Source organism: Ktedonobacter sp. SOSP1-85 (assembly GCF_016587415.1).
Taxonomy (GTDB): Bacteria; Chloroflexota; Ktedonobacteria; order Ktedonobacterales; family Ktedonobacteraceae; genus Ktedonobacter.
Map to the genome: position 1 here is coordinate 6,229,139 of NZ_BNJI01000001.1, position 16,135 is coordinate 6,245,273.

Genomic DNA, 16,135 nt, shown 5'->3' on the forward strand with positions numbered 1-16,135 from the left:
CTATGAGCAATGTACGTAGTATGTATGCAAGAGAAGAGGCCCCAAAGCGTGTTCTCTTGCTTATGTCGCCCTCAACCTATCGCGCTGGTGCGTTTTTGAGCGCCGCGCAACAGTTACAACTGGAGGTGGTTGTAGGGATCGATCTTCCTGAATCGCTGGCGGACTACTGGCATGTGCCGCTGGGAATTGATTTCTCCGATACTCCAACATCGGTGCGTACCATTACGGACTATGCGCGGGAGCACCCTATCACCGCCATACTCTCAGTGGATGATAGCGCCAGCGAGCTGGCCGCTCAAGCCTGTGCCGCCCTGGGGCTTCCTCATAACTCGCCCGGTGCGGCAGAAGCCGCGCGTGATAAACTCTTGATGCGACGCCTGATGTCGGAGGGGGGCGCGCCCTGCCCGGCGTTCCGCGATTTTAGTTTACAGGAAGCGCCGGAAGAGATCGCGCAACGCGTAAGTTATCCCTGCGTATTGAAGCCACGTCGCCTCTCCGGTAGCCGTGGGGTGATACGTGCCAATAATCCAGCGGAGTTTCTCCAGGCCTTTTATCGCCTGAAGCGGATCGTGCTGAGTGAGGGATATGCAGAGGAAGAGACGACCTTCCTGGTGGAGGACTTTATCCCCGGGGTCGAGGTCGCGCTTGAAGGTATCCTGACGCATGGGGCGCTCAAAGTCCTGACACTCTTTGATAAGCCAGATCCCCTGGATGGCCCTTTCTTCGAGGAGACGATCTATACCACGCCCTCGCGTCTCTCTCTGGAGGTACAGCAAGCCATCGCAGACTGTGTCTCGACGGCTGCATCTTCATTGGGGCTGCGCCATGGGCCGGTGCATGCCGAGCTTCGTGTCAATGAGTCCGGACCCTGGATGCTCGAAATTGCTGGCCGCTCGATAGGGGGTCTCTGTTCTACCATCCTTGAGTTTGGTTCAGGCATGTGCCTTGAAGAGCTGATTTTGCGGCATGCCATCGGCGAAGAAATTCAAACGCTTGAACGTGACACGCACGCGACTGGCGTGATGATGATTCCTATTCCCTCCGCGGGCATACTCAAAGGGGTGACAGGTGTGGAAGAGGCGGCTGCTGTTCCCTTGATTACAGGCGTCGAGATCACGGCAAAGGTGCATCATCCCCTGGTGCCATTGCCAGAGGGGGCCAGCTACCTGGGTTTTATCTTCGCGCGCGGTGAAACTCCAGTCCAGGTGGAGGAGGCACTGCGGCAGGCGCATCGCTGTCTCCATTTTGAGATCCGCCGAGAGATACCAGTGCTCAGTATGCGCTAGGAAGCAAGCAATTAGCGGTAGTGCGGGAAGGTGCGACGCTGCTAAAGCACGCGTCTACATATGATTGTTATATGTAGACGCGTGCTTTAGCAGCGTCGTCCCACTCTCACCCCACTTTTTTGGCGAAAAGATACCACTTATTGCTGACTTTATGATACTATAAGCCCAAGCGAAAAAATCTGATTAGTTGTCGTGTGCCCAGCTACCGTGCCTTTTTTCCTAGATTTGTAATATATCTGGTTGCCTTTGCGATATATTTCTAGTAGGAAGAATGTTTTACGGAGGATTGTTGTATTTCCTGCGTTAAAGGGATATTTTTTGTACGATTTTTGTAGTATCGACCGCATTGCTATAAGTATAACCTACGCTCGTTGCGCGCTTATCTCTGGTAAGCATACACACTTCTTTGGCTTTCTCGCGTATTTCTCTATGTATATAAGTCCTTTATAAAGCAGGTTGTAACTACTCAGTTCCTCTCTTTGCGAGGTGTTCTCAGCGTCTGCGACGCTTCGCAGGGGTTAGAGGGTGCGGTGCTAGGCTGGCACCGCACCCTCTAACCCCTGCGAGCCACGGAGTGGCGAGAAGTCCGGAGTAGATACAGCAGATCAATTGTGTAGAATTCGCCAATCGACCTAAAGATACCATCTTTCAGGAGTGTGTTGGACTTTCTTGTGGATCTATGCGATACTCAGCGTTAAGCATGTCGGTTGTTATTGGAGGTTTCCATGTCCTCGTCGGTATTTAATATACAAGGACGTCAATGTCCACGCTGCGGCGCGGCATCGCCTATGAATGAGGGGCGTTGTCGAAATTGCGGATTGCTCTTTGAATCGGGACCTGCGATGGGAAATCAAGGGAACGGTGGGTCACCATTTGGAAATAATTTTACTCCTTCAATGCCTGGACTCAACCAGGGAGGTGGCCCGGGTTGGAATCAACCGACAAATGCACCCGCTTCACTGCCAGAGAGCGGGGCCTCGCGTCCCCTGGGGGGACAATTTGCGCCCCCTCAATGGGGAAAATCAGCCCCGGCGCAGGAACCAGCGAATGTAAATGCGCCATGGGGAGCACCTGCTAACGCTGCACCCGGTTCAGGCACACAATGGAACCAGGCGCAGCCCCAAACAGGTTCTGGAATGCAGTGGAACCAACCCCAAACATCAATGGGTTCTGGACAGTGGAACCAACCCCAAACGCCCGCTGGTTCAGGCACACAATGGGATCAGCCCCAAACATCAATGGGTTCTGGACAGTGGAACCAGCCCCAAACGCCAATGGGCTCCGGACAGTGGGGACAGCCCCAGGTACCCACTGGATCAGGTATGCAGTGGGGACAGCCTCAGACTCCTAACGCTAGCACTGGGACCCAGTGGGGACAGAACGGCATGGAGAGCGGTTCTCCTTTCGCTGGAAATCAAGGCAGTGAGCGTCATACCGGGAACGCGATTCCTTTCTCGCCCGCTCTTGATCCCTTTGCGCTCTCGGAGCAGAAGAAACGTCCTCGCTGGGGTATGATTATTAGCGCAGTTGTGCTGGTATTGGTTGTGATTATCGCAAGTGTTGGTGGCGTGTTCATTTTCTCTCATGGGGGCAATACCGGTACAAACAAGAGTACCGCGACGGTCAATACACTCAAGCCATTACCCACCCCGACCGGTAAGCCATTGTTTGCCGACACGTTCGCAAACAATAATAATGGCTGGCACCTGGAAAAGGATGCCAAAGGCGCGTTTTCAACGTCTCTGAGCAACGGCGCTCTTACCCTGAACGACAACGATAATAAGCTCTTCACCGAGACACTACCCGATAGCAAGCCATATGGGGATTTCCAGTTGTTTGTGAATGCAACGCTTAGCAAAGGCGACCCGAATCCACAGTCGGGTGGTGGTGGCTATGGTGTGGTTATTCGCACCACAGCGGTGCAAAACGGCTCACTGGCGACCTTCTATCGCCTTGAGTTGTATGGCGATGGCACCTATACCATTTTCAAGGGCCAGTCTGACGTGGCTCAGACGACGGTACTTGAGGCTCAAACGCTTGTGCCTAATGCCGCGAATCCGGCTATTCAACCGATGGGTAAGACCAATCAGATTGTGGTGAAGGCCAAGGGATCCACGATGACTTTCATTGTGAATGGACAGACCATTAAAACGATCTCTGATAACAGCTACTTAAGTGGTTCTATCGCGTTCTTTGTCTCGAACCTGCCCAAGACAAAACCAGGGGCTGAGGCACAATTTACGAATCTTGCAATCTTTCCTCCTCAATAGGAGGCGAGGTGTGGAATAAAGAAGAGGGGCGCGATTCTTTCGCGCCCCTCTTCTTTATTCTGCGGTGAGATACTGAGCATAGAGTCGCGGATCAACATTGCCACCACTCACGACGCAGCAGACGCGTTTCCCCTCAAAGCGCCCTGGCTCGCTTAGGAGTGCCCCCAGGGAGAGTGCACCTGTGGGTTCCACCTTCAGATTTAGGTAACGGAAGCTATGGCGGAGTCCTGCCAGGATCGCTGTATCTGGTACCTCAAGGATGTCACTCATGCCCTGGCGCAAGATTTCCCAGTTAAGTTGGCCCAGGCTAAGTGTGCGTGCTCCATCGGCCACCGTCGTGGGTTCATCTGTATTGCTTATAAGCGTCCCCTGATGTAGTGAGCGCGCGGCATCATTGCCCAATAAGGGTTCAGCTCCCAGAATCTCCGTTTCTTTCTGCAAATAGTCCCGAGCAATCACCAGGCCAGAACTCAGTCCGCCGCCGCCAACGGGTACCAGGATAACATCGGGATCAAGGGCCGCAAAGATCTCCATCCCGAGCGTCGAGTTACCTGCGACGACGCGGAAGTCATCGTAGGCGGGGGCCTGGAAGGCCTCTGGATGTTGTTGCATTAACTGAGCGACACGCTCGGCCCTGCTGACCTGGCGCACGTCCACAAGCTCGACCGTCCCGCCATAGGCGCGTACCGCCTCGATCTTTACCTGAGCTGATGTTGTTGGCATAACAACGGTACAGGTTTTTCCAAGCAACTTGCTTGCATAGGCGACCGCCTGGCCAAAATTGCCTGACGAGGCCGTAATCACATGCTGATGAGGAATACTGGCGAGCAGGTTATAGGCTGCACGAAACTTAAAGCTGCCCGTGTACTGAAAGGTTTCGCTCACAATTGTCACTTCGCAGCGAAGTTGCTGCGAGAGCGTGGGATCGGCTACAAAGAAGGTGGAGCGTAGAGCAGGAGGGAGGCGTTCCCAGACCTCGCCAAGATAGGCGCCCGTAAGCTGTGGCGCATGAGTATAGGTTAGCATAAACATAACTCCCAAATAAAAGTATTCCTCTGTATTGTATCATATACGCATTTCTTATAGTCTTAAAAGGGTTGCAGTATCAATATTAAGTAAGGTATGTCGAGCGTCACAGGTGCAAAGAAGCAAAAGGGATATCTTTCAAACTCTTGCTTTCTAAGTAAATTTTGTACATAATGGACACTAGCTATGCAAAAATACTTTTTCTTGCTGAGGTATATTGGACCTAGATACTAACAAACGTTTGTTAGATATATCGTGAAGGGAGCCATCCATGGTTGTCACGTCTGAGTATACTTCACTGCTGCGTGTGCGTTTAAGCGCCCATGATGCCCATTACGGGGGACAACTGGTAAATGGGGCCCACATGTTATCTTTATTTGGTGATGCCGCGACGGAACTGGCCATCCTCTGTGATGGGGATGAGGGGTTGCTGGTAAGTTATGAGCATGTGGAATTTCTCGCGCCGCTCTATGCAGGAGATTTTGTAGAGGTGAAAGGGCGTGTCTCGCATATCGGCAAGACATCTCGCCGCCTGGAATTTGAGGCCTATAAAGTGATCGCGGCCCGTCCCGACATCGGCGCCTCAGCGGCAGACGTGCTCGCGGAACCTCTATTAGTAGGGAGGGCGGTGGGCACAACCGTCGTCAAAACAGAGAAGCAGAGGTTATCTCATCATGTTGGCCAGGAGAAACACTGATTCTTATAGTCGATAAAAGTGTGCTCATTTTCTAGAGATAAATTGTGTATTCCTCCTAGAAAGGGTCTGGATAAAACGCTCTGTTGAAACGCTTCATCCAGACCCTTTGGATGCCTGTGCTATAGTGCCTGTCGAGTATTTACTCTACAGTTCGACCCAGACGGCACCCTTCTGTGAGCTCTCCACCGCTTTCACGATAAAGTTCAGACCGCGTAGGCCATCATACACATTGGGATACCCACCCTGCGTCTGCTCACCTGACTCGGCCCGGCGGATGTCGGCGATTGCCAGGCGGTAGATGTTGGCGAAGGCCTCGTAGAAGCCCTCGGGATGCCCGCCAGGAAGGCGCGAGAGTGCTTTGGACTCATCACTCATATACCCCTGGTTGGTACGCAGGATCTGCTGCGGCTGACCATGGGGCTTGAAGATGAGCGTATTCGGCTCCTGCTGGTGCCATTCCAGGCCCGCTTTTGTGCCATAGACACGAAGCGTCAGGTTGTTTTCCTCGCCAGCCGCGATCTGCGAGCAGGTCAGGAAGCCCTTGCCACCATTCTCCAGGCGCAGGAGCATGTTGGCATCATCGTCGAGGGCACGTCCCTCCACAAAGGTGGTCAGGTCGGCACAGAGCGAGGTGATCTTTAACCCGGTAACGAACTCCAGCAGGTTCTCGGCATGCGTTCCAATATCACCGACGCTACCCGCAATACCCGATTTCGTTGGATCCGTGCGCCAGGAAGCCTGCTTGTTCCCCTCTTTTTCGAGTGCGTCGAGCAGCCAGTCCTGGACATACTCAACGAGCACCTTGCGAACCTCACCTAGCGCCCCCTGGCGTACCAGGTCACGCGCATGACGCACGGTAGGATACCCGGTATAGTTATGGGTGAGAGCGAAGACCAGTTGCTTCCCCTCTACCAGGGAGACGAGCTGCTGCGCCTCCTCCAGGCTAAAGGTCATAGGCTTATCACAGACGACGTGAATGCCCTGCTCAAGGAAGGCTTTCACTACGGGAAAGTGCATATGGTTCGGCGTGGCAACAATCGCGAAATCGATGCCGTCGGCGCGTTGTGCTTCTGCGCGTGCCATCTCTTCATAGCTATCGTATGAACGTTGCAGGTACCAGCTTGCCGCAGAGGCACGGGCGCGCTCAGGATTAGTCGACATCGCACCCGCGATGACCTCGGCCTGTCCGTCAAGCTCGGCGGCGATACGATGGACCGCGCCGATGAAGGACCCCTGGCCCCCGCCAACGATACCGGCTCGTAGCCTGCGATTGGCAACCTCTCTAGCCATCGTTTCTCTCTCCTTCTACCTACTACTTATCCGAAATCCTGAGCGCTGAGCGCTCGTCACGAGAGTGACATTGGATTTCGGAATAAGAACCTAGTCAAGACCCAGGATACGACGATTGGTCGCATCATCGGCCGCGCCACCAGCGAAGTCATCGAAGGCCCTGGTGGGAGTATCGATCAGCATGCTCTTGATGAACTCCGCGCCCTCACGTGCGCCCTGCTCAGAGTCCTTAATGCAGCACTCCCATTCAAGCACAGCCCAACTGGAGTAGCCAATCTGTGTGAGCTGGGAGAAGACGCGCTTGAAGTCAACCTGGCCATCCCCCAGGCTGCGGAAGCGACCAGGGCGATCCTGCCAGTCCTGGTAACCACCGTAGACACCCGAGCGAGGTGAGGAATTAAACTCGGCGTCTTTGACATGGAAGGCCTTGATATGGTCCTTATAGTACTCAATGTAGCCGATGTAATCGAGTTGTTGGAGCACGAAGTGTGAGGGATCATATAGGATATGCACACGGGAATGATTCCCCGTCGCGGCCAGGAAGCGCTCGAAGGTGACGCCGTCATGGAGATCCTCGCCGGGATGGATTTCATAGGCGAGATCGATGCCATACTCATCGGCGACATTGAGGATTGGCTCCCAAAGCTTCGCCAGCTCTTTAAAGCCTAGCTCCACCAGGCCCTGGGGACGCTGTGGCCAGGGATACATGGTATGCCAGAGCAACGCGCCGGAGAAGGTTGGCAGGACATCCAGGCCCAGGTTGCGCGAGGCCTTGATGGCTTTGATCATCTGCCCGGTTGCCCACTTCTGACGCTCCTTGGGATTGTTATGCAGCTCGGCAGGGGCAAAGGCATCAAACATGATATCGAAGGCAGGGTGAACCGCGACCAGTTGCCCAATTAAGTGGGTCGCAAGCTCGGTAATCGCCAGGCCATTGGTCTGACCCTTGAGATCCTCACAATATTGCTTTGACTCGGCGGCTTTGTCCAGGTCAATAAAATGCGCATCCCAGGCTGGAATCTGGACGCCTGCGTAGCCCAGGCCCTTTGCCCACTGGCTGATGTTTGCCAGAGTATTATAAGGCGCCGTATCCTGGGCAAACTGAGCAAGAAATATCGCAGGTCCTTTGATCTGTGACATTGATCGTTTCCCTCCATTGGTTACTATCTTCTTATCCGAAATCCTGAGCGCGCTTGTCCCCAAATGGGGGAAGCGCTAGCCACGAGAGTGATGTTGGGTTTCGGAATAAGAACTCTACAATGATAGATAGAATGGATAGCCTTTATTACCAGAGCTTGGGTCCAACTGGCAAGGGCAGAGGACGCTCACACTGGCTGCTAAGCTCAATGTGTTTCCCCTCATTAGAGGAATCATGAATAGCTTGCATGATGTCAAGCACGTGATAGGCCAGTTCGCCACTCGCGCGATGCGGGAAGCTACCAGACTGGAGCGCATGCGCCATGTCGGCAATACCGATGCCCCGGGAGTTCACGGTATTGCCATGCGTTAGCTCGACGTCTCTCCACTCATTATCGTCAAAGCGGCGTACGCGAACGGGACCACCGAATGTATTTGGATCAGGAACGCTCAGTGTCCCCTCTGTCCCATAGATTTCAATCAGGGGCAGGCGATGCGACCAGACATCAAAGCTGGTAATAATCGTGCCAATCGCGCCGCTGGCAAAGTCCAGCGTTCCCGTCACATGGGTAGGCGTATTAACAGTGATCGTCTGTCCATAGAAGGGCTTGCTGGTAATCTTGCGCTCTGGGAAGGTGATGCGAGTGGAGCCAGTGACGCGGCGCACGGGTCCCATCATGGCAATGAGGGCGGTCAGGTAGTATGGACCCATATCAAACATGGGACCACCGCCCAGTTGATAATAAAAATCTGGATTGGGATGCCAGTTCTCCGGACCATGGCCCAGCATAAAGGCCGTGGACGCGATAGGCGCACCGATAGCTCCATCATCAATCAGTTTAATACATGTTTGAAGCCCCCCACCCAGGAAGGTATCTGGAGCGCACCCCACAAGCAACTTCTTCTCGCGCGCCTCTTCTAACAGCGCCGCCGCCTCTGTGCGGTTGATGCCTAACGGCTTTTCGCTATAGGTCGATTTCCCTGCTGCGATGGCCGCCCGTGCGATCTCCGCATGGACTTTGGGAATCGTCAGGTTGAGTACAATATCGATCTCTGGATCTGCCAGTAATTCCTCGACCGTATAGACCTTGGGCACATGGTATTTCGCGGCCTGGGCCTGGGCACGTTCAAGATCGATATCTGCGCATGCAGTGATGTTTAAGATATCAAATTTCTCTGGCGCCTCAAGATAGATAGAACTAATCGCGCCACAACCAATAATGCCTACGTTTACTTTTCCCAAGAACGGACCTCCGTCATGTATGTTACAGTCATACGCGTATCTTCGGCTTGATACGAGTGAACAAGGTGGGCTCTTCATGCCCCATGGCATATGAGAACTTCTCCCCCCCTTTGCCTTTTAAGTCTACAACATAGCCTTGCCTTGATGGAAGGGGAAAAACTTCTCAGTCTGGTCTCAGACTTCTCTTAGTCAGGTATCAGTGTGCAGTGATATACTACTGTCAATAACCCCCGCATACATGCAAGGGCTTGCCCACATCCTAGGACTGGGCTTCAGGGCTGATTGACAGCAGCCCACTACCCCGAAAGGCAGTATAGCGGTTGCGAATGTTTACCGCCGCGTTTCTGTCAGCATGGTCGGTGTGACCACAGTGAGGACAGGAGAAGGCATGACGCTTGCGCACACCACGCAAGCCACAACGAGAGCAATTCTTACTCGTGTAGGCAGGGTTCACCTGTGTGACCGTCAGCCCGCATTCCTGGGCTTTATTCTCCACACAGGTACGAATGAGACGCCGTTGCCACAGCGACATTCGACGTCGAAGTGCCTTGCCTTTGAGCTTGCCCTTCTCTGGTTTGGGCAGATGCAAGTCCTCAAAGACGAGCACGGCCTTCTCAGGGGTAAAGGTGATCAGTTGTTTCGCTGTTTGCTGTGCAAAGGTGCGTGTGCGGTTGCGTTGTGTGCGACCTAACCGTTTGAGAAGACGCCGAAGACTGCGTGTATCTTTCTTCTCTGCCTTACGGGTCGCGTGTTTACGCTGGAGACGAGCGCGCGTCTTGGCGGTACGTCGGTTTTTGACTTTGATGTCTTTTCCACTCACAAAGAGGGTGTGCCCATCGGGGTCAACGGCGACAAGGGCATTTGTCTCATTCAGATCAATGCCGACCGGGAGAACGCCTTGAGGTTCTGGGGCGTCGAGGGTAAGCGTGACACGCCCAATGAGCTTGCCGTTGCGCTTGAGAATGGTGAGGCTGTCAATCTCAGTGGCGTTCTTCAACGTTGTCTCAAAATCTCGAGGAATGGAATAGGTGAGGTGTTTGCGCCCTGCGACAGTCCAGATGGAGAGGGTGCCATCCTTGCGAAAGTCAGCATCACGCTCACGTTTGCCGACCAGGAACAGAGCACGCGCTTTCTTGAAGAGGAAGGGGCGCTGAGCAGGTTTCTTGTTGGACTTGGCAGAAGCATATGCAGCGGAGACAAGGCGAATAGCGGAGATCGTCATTTGTGCCGAGAGCGAACCCTTCACCTGGTGGTAACAAGCCCGTTGCAACGCGAGAGCACCAAGAGGTTTCCCACCATTGAAGCATGGTTCAGAGAGGGCATGTTGAACCTCCCGAAACACCTCGATGGTGCGCTCAACATCGCTGTCAGGCTCTATCACAATGGGAACGGTTCGTTGTATCAGCATGCACGCATTTTACCACTAAACTGGTGTGGTGTCCAATTTTCTATGTGGCATTGGTGGCAATTTTCCCTACGGTTCAAGCCGAGGGCACCCTTGCCGCAATTCTAGCGGCGATACCCCTTTGCAAACTGGAGAAGAGAATACAACAATGAAAGCACATTTACTGGTTGTTGATGATGACCCACGCATTACCGACTTATTGCGACGAATTCTGGCCTATGAAGGATACAGTGTTGCCGTCGCTACCAGTGGTGATGATGCGCTCAAGAGGACATTAGAGCGTGCGCCGGATCTTATCGTCTTAGATGTCATGCTTCCAGGACTCAACGGTCTGGAGGTCGTACAGCGTTTACGCGTAGCAGGAGATAATGTACCTATCTTACTGCTTACGGCACGCGATACCGTCGCGGACCGTGTGAAGGGGTTTGAGATTGGCGCTGATGACTATGTCGTCAAACCGTTTGCCCCCGAAGAACTGGTGGCGCGTATCAAGGCCTTGCTGAGAAGAAATCAGGTTGAGCGACACGAGATCTTGCACTATGCCGATGTGCAACTCGATACAGGAACACGTGTCGCTCACCGTGGACCCCGTGAAATAGAGCTCTCACCTACGGAATATGAGCTCCTGGCGCTCTTCTTGCGTCGTCCACGCCAGGTATTGACAAGGGATGTCATCATGGATCGTGTCTGGGGACTGGACTTCGAGGGGTCATCCAATGTGCTTGAGGTCTATATCGGCTATCTGCGAAACATGCTCGAAGCAGATGGCGAGGCGCGCCTGATTCACACCATTCGTGGTATTGGCTATGTCTTTAAAGAATAATAACCCATCGCTACGCCAGAAGCAGCAGAGTGACGACACTGTCTCTCCTTTTCCCAACAAGCGTCCTCGGCTGTTACGGCTGCGCTTGATTACCTGGTATGGAGGACTGGTCGCGGTTTCGCTCCTCTTTTTTGGTGTGCTCGTTTTCCTGTTAACCTCACAGTCGCTCTCCAATAGCGTGGACGCATCTCTACGCGCAGAGGCAGGAGCTGCCCAGGCCAACATTCGTGCCGAACTCCTGCGCCATCAACGTTTGCATGCAGACAGCGATTGGCCCACTCCCCTCTCGTTGAGTGTGATCGATACCCATAGCCTCTCTAAAGATACGCTAGGGATCACCGTCAAGGTCTTCGACCAGGCGCATCACTTACAATATGCCTCGAAGAACGAGCCTCTTAATATCACGCCTACAGCAGAGATGTATCAGCACGCCCTGCAAAATGCAGACAATCCCCAACCATATACGGTATCCGGCCCGAATAAGGAATCTCTGCGCATTCTGGTTGAACCAATTCATAAACCCCAGGTCGCCCCAGGGGGCCAGCCGGGTCCCGTGATTGGCATGCTCCTGGTGGCCAGGTCGCTCAGTCCGGAGGAGGCCACCAAAACCCAATTGCTCTTTCTCCTCTGTACCACGGGAGCTCTGGTGCTGATTACAGCGCTGGGCATCGGCTGGGGGATTACGACCAATGTCTTACATCCGCTCTCCGATATGGTGAAGACCGCGCGTGATATCGCGAATGAGGCCCGTGGCGTGCATGTGGGCAATTTGCACCAGCGGGTCCAACGCCCGAAGGGGCATGATGAAATGGTCGAGGTCGTAGATACCTTTAATGAGATGCTGGCCGCTCTGGAGAAGGCTACCACGGCCCAACATCGCTTTATTGCAGACGCTTCACACGAGTTGCGTGCCCCACTGACGACCATCCAGGGAAACCTGGCCTTTCTCCAGCGGCATAGCGATGAGCTGCCCGCCGAAGAGCGCAAAACAATGCTCCTGGACGCCCACAGCGAAACCCTGCGCCTCGCACGTCTTGTCGACGAACTCCTTCTGCTGGCACGCGCGGACGTAAGCGCCGATACCATCGTCCCGCCTCCTCCTATTGAGCAGGAACAGAAACCAGCGGTGGCCGCGCCACGCGGAAACCTCCGTGAGCAACCAGTCGAGCTGGACCACTCTCTCTTGCAACTGGTTCGTCAACTGCGTGGACGACTGGCTATGGATCAGTCGAGTTTCCAGCTCAAAGTGAGCCATATCGAGCCTGTGCGCGTCTATGGCAATGAAGAAAACCTCCGCCGCATCATGCTGATCCTGCTTGATAACGCGCTCAAATATGCACCTGCCAAGGAAAATGGGCATGGCGGTATCATTACCGTCTCGTTAGAGCGAAAAGGCCAGGAAGCTCTTCTCCAGGTAAGAGATAACGGCATTGGTATTGAACCTGGTGATCTCCCCCATATCTTCGAGCGCTTCTATCGCGCGGATCGCGCCCGCTCTCGGGAGGGCACTGGCTTAGGCCTGGCGATAGCACACACCCTGGTAGAGCAGCTGAATGGGCGCATTACCGCTGAGAGCCAGCCCGGAGAAGGCAGCACATTCTATGTCTGGCTCCCACTCGCTGTGTAGATCCAAGCTTCTTACCTGCGATTCAGCCTCCTCACAGCCCCACCTTATGCCCATATGTTACGTTGTTTTTGGGTAGTGAGTGTGGTGGATGCTGGCTGCCGCAGGCGCGAGAAGTCACGCACAAAGCTATATATGGGTTAATTAGGGAGAGAGAAGCATGTTCTTTACACAGGGGATCTGGCCATGGGTGTTGTTTAACGCCTTTGTTGTGGTGCTTTTGGCATTAGATCTAGGTGTCTTTCATCGTCACTCACACACCGTCTCAACCAGAGAGGCATTGATCTGGAGCGCGGTCTGGATTGGCCTGGCTCTGGCCTTCAACCTGGGTATCTACATCTTTCAGGGGCCAGACCTCGCCTTGCAATTTTTGACTGGCTATCTCATCGAGAAGTCGTTGAGCGTCGATAACATATTCGTCTTCGTTCTACTGTTTACCTACTTTGCCGTTGCTCCCAGGCATCAACATCGTATTCTCTTCTGGGGCGTGTTAGGCGCACTCATAATGCGCGGCCTGCTGATCGGCGTTGGCACAGTGTTGTTAGAGACATTCCACTGGATCATCTACCTCTTTGGGGCCTTCCTGGTCTTTACAGGTATTCGTATGGGCCTACAGAAAGATGAGGCGGTGCATCCGGAGCGTAATCCCGTGCTTAAGCTTCTGCGACGCATTCTCCCCGTCTCACAGGACTACGATGAAGGCCGCTTCTTTACCCGCCACAATGGACGGCTTCTCGCGACACCATTGCTGCTTGTGCTTATTGTGGTAGAGGCAACCGACCTCGTTTTCGCGGTTGATTCCATCCCCGCCATTTTCGCGGTTACCAATGACCCGTTTATTGTCTATACCTCAAACGTCTTTGCTATTCTGGGCCTGCGTTCGCTCTACTTCGTTTTTGCCAACGTGATTCATAAGTTTTATTACCTGAAAGCAGGACTGGCCGTCATTTTGACCTATGTCGGCGTGAAGATGCTGCTAGCGGACATCTTTCATATTCCAACCGCGCTCTCGCTTTTAGTTATCGCCATCGTTCTGGCTCTGGCGATTGTGGCCTCGGTGCTCCGTGTGCGCAGGAGTGGAGGAGAGACTGGAAACAAGCAAAAAGAACACACTGCTTATCGGTAAGAAAAACAAAAAAGTGCTCGGGTCTTACCCCCGAGCACTTTTTTGTTTGTATCTACTTATGCGTATTCCCAGTTGATCTCGCGCAGCAGACGCTGGAGCGCCTGGGAGGCCTGGCGAAAACGATCCGCCCCGCTGAAACCCTGGAACTGGCCCGCGGCCGCCAGGTGTGGCTCAAGCGAGAGAAAGCCATCATACCCATCGCTACGCAGCCGCTGCAGGATATCTGGCCAGCGGGCCTCTCCCTCGCCAGCGACCACGAGCGTTCCCTGCGCGTTCACATCCTTCACATGCACGTATTCCAGCCAGGGCTTCACCGCTTCATAGGCCTGGGGATATGGCACCTGCTGACACTCAAGGTAGTTCGCGGGATCAAAGACCGCGCGCAGGCGTGGATGATTGACGCTTTGCAGGAGATCAATGTTGCGCGCAATTGTATCCCCATAAATCATCTTCTCATTCTCATGCACCAGTGTGATACCAGCTTTGGCTGCTTTTTCAGTGAGCGCTGACAAGCGTTGGAGCACATCTGCTCTATAGGCATCGATCCCAGGCTCGTCTTGTTGATCCTGGTGGAGGGCCTCGCTCAGAGTAGGCGGATAAAAGGAAAAGATACGTACATAGGGGGATCCCAGGTACTCTGCCACATACAGAGCACGTTCAAAGCGCTGCATGTGCTCCGCAAAATCGCTGGTAATCGGAACTTTTCCAATCGGTGAGCCAATCGCCGCCACCCCAATACCAGCCGTTTCAAGTGCCTGCTTGACCTCCTGGAGCTGCTGATCGCTCAGGTCGAGCACATTGCTATTCCAGGCCCCGCGCAAATCAATGAAGTGGATCTGCTCTTCCTGGAGAACCGCGATCTGCTCTCCCAGGTCGGGCGAGATTTCATCGGCAAAGGCTGAGAGACGAATCATGAGAAGGAGACCTCCTTTTTGGTACGCGCCGATTCATAGATACCCAGAATAATTTCCACGGGATGGCGCGCGGCATACCCATCAATAGCAGGCGTCCGATCTTCGCGGATGGCGTTGATAAAGTCCGCGATCTGCGCGGCATGGGTTGAGGTCTGGATATTTGTAGGATCGGAGGCCCCGGCGCCATTATCCTCTGGCTCCGGATGGCTTGACCCTGCGCTCCCATAGGCACCAACCTCTTCTTTTTCGTCGCGAGCCAGGCGTAGGAAGCGCAGTTTGTCATTCTCAATGACGGCCGAACCCCGGTCGCCAAATACTTCGATACGCGTGGTTACACCAGGATAGGCACCCGTGGTCGCGTTAATAGTACCTAGCGCGCCATTGGCGAAGCGCAAAATAGCCACGGCAACGTCCTCGGTCTCCATCGTATGGGCCAGCGTATCGGTATAGGCCTGCAGACTCTTGACCGGCCCCATAAACCATTGAAGGAGATCGATAGAGTGAATAGACTGATTCATCAAGACCCCACCTCCATCTAACTCCCAGGTGCCGCGCCAGGCGCCACTATCATAATAGGCTTGCGAGCGCCACCAGGGAATCGCTGCATTGCCAAGTACTAGACGTCCAAACGCACCCTCCTCGACCAGTTGATGCACCTGCTGAGACGCGGCATCAAAGCGATGCTGGCTAATAACCGTCAGCTTGCGTCCGGTCTCGCGCTGGACTGCTAGCATTTCCTGAATACGCTCAAGCCGTATCTCCATGGGCTTCTCTACCACCACATGTTTTCCAGCCCGCATGGCCTCGCAGGCGGGCTGTCCGTGTTGCCCACTAGGTGTACAAATACACACCGCGTCGATGGGTGCCTCTGCCAGCATCTGCTGGTACTCGGCATAGGGGGTCGCCCCATATTTTGCTCCGAGCTTCTCCGCACTCGCGACAATGGTGTCCGCGACCGCTACTAATTGCGCGTCGGGCAAGGAGGCAATGGCTTCTGCATGCATCTGTCCAATCACACCGCAGCCAATAATGCCGAACCGCAAACGTTCCATGAGTTCTCATCTCCTCTTCCAAAAACACAATAATGACCCTCATTCCCCAATGAGGGAACTTTCAGGCTTGATAACTGGCGATCTTCTTCTCATTCTGCGCCGCCACCTGTCCGTTACGGGTAGCATATCACAATTGTCGTCCGGACTTCATCGTTCGCTCGCTCACAATCGTGTATATATACAAGAAAGAGTGTGCCAATGCGCTCGGGGTGAAACGGAAATTGTGCAGTTTGCATTCTCTG

At 54.0% G+C, this 16,135-nt stretch carries 13 protein-coding genes; 6 read left to right on the forward strand and 7 right to left on the reverse strand.

The window, feature by feature from the left end:
- Window positions 1-2: 2 nt before the first annotated feature.
- On the forward strand, window positions 3-1,286 hold the full coding sequence (locus tag KTE_RS26040; protein ID WP_201386128.1) for an ATP-grasp domain-containing protein: 1,284 nt from the start codon (window positions 3-5) through the stop codon (window positions 1,284-1,286).
- Between the two features lie 725 nt (window positions 1,287-2,011).
- A complete protein-coding gene (locus KTE_RS26045) occupies window positions 2,012-3,556 on the forward strand; it encodes a family 16 glycoside hydrolase (RefSeq protein ID WP_201386129.1) in 1,545 nt (514 codons plus the stop codon).
- A gap of 54 nt (window positions 3,557-3,610) precedes the next feature.
- Here KTE_RS26045 and KTE_RS26050 read toward each other — a convergent pair whose 3' ends face one another.
- Window positions 3,611-4,582, reverse strand: coding sequence for a threonine/serine dehydratase (locus KTE_RS26050; protein ID WP_201386130.1), 972 nt, complete (start codon window positions 4,580-4,582; stop codon window positions 3,611-3,613).
- 271 nt (window positions 4,583-4,853) lie between these two features.
- Here KTE_RS26050 and KTE_RS26055 point away from each other — a divergent pair, with 271 nt between their 5' ends.
- Window positions 4,854-5,279 carry a hotdog domain-containing protein gene (locus KTE_RS26055; protein ID WP_201386131.1) on the forward strand — a complete coding sequence of 142 codons (426 nt, stop codon included), beginning with the start codon at window positions 4,854-4,856 and terminating at the stop codon, window positions 5,277-5,279.
- 144 nt (window positions 5,280-5,423) lie between these two features.
- Here KTE_RS26055 and KTE_RS26060 read toward each other — a convergent pair whose 3' ends face one another.
- The 4 genes from KTE_RS26060 to KTE_RS26075 form a co-directional block, all read right to left on the reverse strand.
- Complete coding sequence (locus tag KTE_RS26060; RefSeq protein WP_201386132.1) at window positions 5,424-6,569, reverse strand: Gfo/Idh/MocA family protein; 1,146 nt, start codon at window positions 6,567-6,569, stop codon at window positions 5,424-5,426.
- Between the two features lie 90 nt (window positions 6,570-6,659).
- Window positions 6,660-7,709, reverse strand: a complete 1,050-nt coding sequence (locus KTE_RS26065) for a sugar phosphate isomerase/epimerase (RefSeq protein WP_201383348.1) — start codon at window positions 7,707-7,709, stop codon at window positions 6,660-6,662.
- A gap of 145 nt (window positions 7,710-7,854) precedes the next feature.
- On the reverse strand, window positions 7,855-8,949 hold the full coding sequence (locus KTE_RS26070; protein WP_201383346.1) for a Gfo/Idh/MocA family protein: 1,095 nt from the start codon (window positions 8,947-8,949) through the stop codon (window positions 7,855-7,857).
- 259 nt (window positions 8,950-9,208) lie between these two features.
- The gene (locus tag KTE_RS26075; protein ID WP_201386137.1) at window positions 9,209-10,357 is read right to left on the reverse strand and encodes an RNA-guided endonuclease TnpB family protein; all 1,149 of its coding nucleotides are present in this window, start codon (window positions 10,355-10,357) and stop codon (window positions 9,209-9,211) included.
- Between the two features lie 145 nt (window positions 10,358-10,502).
- Between KTE_RS26075 and KTE_RS26080 the strand changes: the two genes are divergently transcribed.
- From KTE_RS26080 to KTE_RS26090, 3 genes are all read left to right on the forward strand, one after another.
- On the forward strand, window positions 10,503-11,177 hold the full coding sequence (locus KTE_RS26080) for a response regulator transcription factor (protein WP_201386138.1): 675 nt from the start codon (window positions 10,503-10,505) through the stop codon (window positions 11,175-11,177).
- Complete coding sequence (locus KTE_RS26085; RefSeq protein ID WP_201386139.1) at window positions 11,161-12,804, forward strand: HAMP domain-containing sensor histidine kinase; 1,644 nt, start codon at window positions 11,161-11,163, stop codon at window positions 12,802-12,804. Before KTE_RS26080 ends, KTE_RS26085 begins: the two co-directional genes overlap by 17 nt.
- A 157-nt stretch (window positions 12,805-12,961) precedes the next feature.
- Window positions 12,962-13,927 carry a TerC family protein gene (locus tag KTE_RS26090; RefSeq protein WP_201386140.1) on the forward strand — a complete coding sequence of 322 codons (966 nt, stop codon included), beginning with the start codon at window positions 12,962-12,964 and terminating at the stop codon, window positions 13,925-13,927.
- A gap of 56 nt (window positions 13,928-13,983) precedes the next feature.
- Here KTE_RS26090 and KTE_RS26095 read toward each other — a convergent pair whose 3' ends face one another.
- A complete protein-coding gene (locus tag KTE_RS26095) occupies window positions 13,984-14,841 on the reverse strand; it encodes a sugar phosphate isomerase/epimerase (protein WP_201386141.1) in 858 nt (285 codons plus the stop codon).
- Window positions 14,838-15,893: a Gfo/Idh/MocA family protein gene (locus KTE_RS26100; RefSeq protein WP_201386142.1), complete on the reverse strand. Its 1,056-nt coding sequence runs from the start codon at window positions 15,891-15,893 to the stop codon at window positions 14,838-14,840. Before KTE_RS26100 ends, KTE_RS26095 begins: the two co-directional genes overlap by 4 nt.
- Window positions 15,894-16,135: the final 242 nt, after the last annotated feature.